The sequence below is a fragment of the Pseudomonas sp. NPDC087615 genome (assembly GCF_044743445.1).
In the GTDB taxonomy this organism is placed as follows: domain Bacteria; phylum Pseudomonadota; class Gammaproteobacteria; order Pseudomonadales; family Pseudomonadaceae; genus Aquipseudomonas; species Aquipseudomonas baetica_A.
The window spans coordinates 1-1272 of the sequence record NZ_JBIUWM010000150.1; the positions used below are offsets into that span (position 1 = coordinate 1).

Annotated in this window: 1 protein-coding gene; it reads left to right on the forward strand. The window is 57.6% G+C overall.

What is annotated here, in order from left to right; genetic code table 11:
• Window positions 1-29: 29 nt before the first annotated feature.
• A partial coding sequence (nusA, locus tag ACIOU6_RS28030) for a transcription termination factor NusA (RefSeq protein ID WP_401140001.1) occupies window positions 30-1272 on the forward strand: 1243 nt, incomplete at its 3' end.

The following is a 1272-nucleotide window of genomic DNA, read 5'->3' on the forward strand; positions in this document are numbered from 1 at the left end:
CCAAAGCCGGGCGACACGCGCGGCGAACGATGCCCAAAGACGTACTGCTGGTTGTTGAGTCGGTATCCAATGAAAAGGGCGTACCGGCAAGCGTAATTTTTGAAGCGCTGGAGCTGGCTCTGGCCACTGCTACCAAAAAGCGTTTTGAAGACGAAGTTGACCTGCGTGTGGAAATTAACCGCCACACCGGTTCTTACGAAACTTTCCGTCGCTGGACGGTCGTCGAAGAAAACGATCTCGACGATCCGGCTATCGAAACCTGGCCGAGCAAGGTTGCTGAAACGCATCCTGGCGCCAATGTCGGCGACGTTGTTGAAGAAAAGATCGAATCCATAGAGTTCGGCCGCATTGCTGCACAGACTGCCAAGCAAGTCATTGTGCAGAAAGTGCGTGAAGCCGAGCGTGCTCAAGTGGTCGACGCCTATCGCGAGCGCCTGGGAGAAATCATCTCCGGCACCGTGAAGAAGGTCACCCGCGATAACGTGATCGTCGATCTGGGCAATAACGCTGAAGCGTTGCTGGCCCGTGAAGACATCATTTCTCGCGAAACTTTCCGTGTCGGCGTGCGTTTGCGTGCGCTGCTCAAGGAAATCCGCACCGAGAACCGCGGCCCGCAGTTGATCCTGTCGCGTACCGCGCCGGAAATGCTGATCGAGCTGTTCCGTATCGAAGTGCCGGAAATTGCCGAAGGTCTGATCGAAGTCATGGCTGCGTCCCGTGATCCGGGTTCGCGTGCCAAGATCGCCGTCCGCTCCAAGGACAAACGCATCGACCCGCAGGGCGCTTGCATTGGTATGCGCGGTTCGCGCGTCCAGGCAGTGTCGGGTGAGTTGGGCGGTGAGCGTGTTGATATCGTCCTGTGGGACGACAACCCGGCTCAGTTCGTGATCAACGCCATGTCCCCGGCCGAGGTTGCGGCAATTATCGTTGACGAAGATGCCCACGCCATGGACATCGCCGTTGGCGCAGACAATCTGGCTCAGGCCATCGGTCGCGGTGGTCAGAACGTGCGTCTGGCGAGCCAGTTGACTGGCTGGACCCTGAACGTGATGACCGAATCGGACATCCAGGCTAAGCAGCAAGCAGAAACCGGCGACATCCTGCGCAACTTCATCGACGAGCTGGAAGTCGACGAAGAGTTGGCACAGGTGCTGGTTGATGAAGGCTTCACCAGCCTGGAAGAGATTGCCTACGTACCGTTGGAAGAAATGCTCAACATCGACGGCTTTGACGAGGACATCGTCAACGAGCTTCGCGCTCGTGCCAAGGATC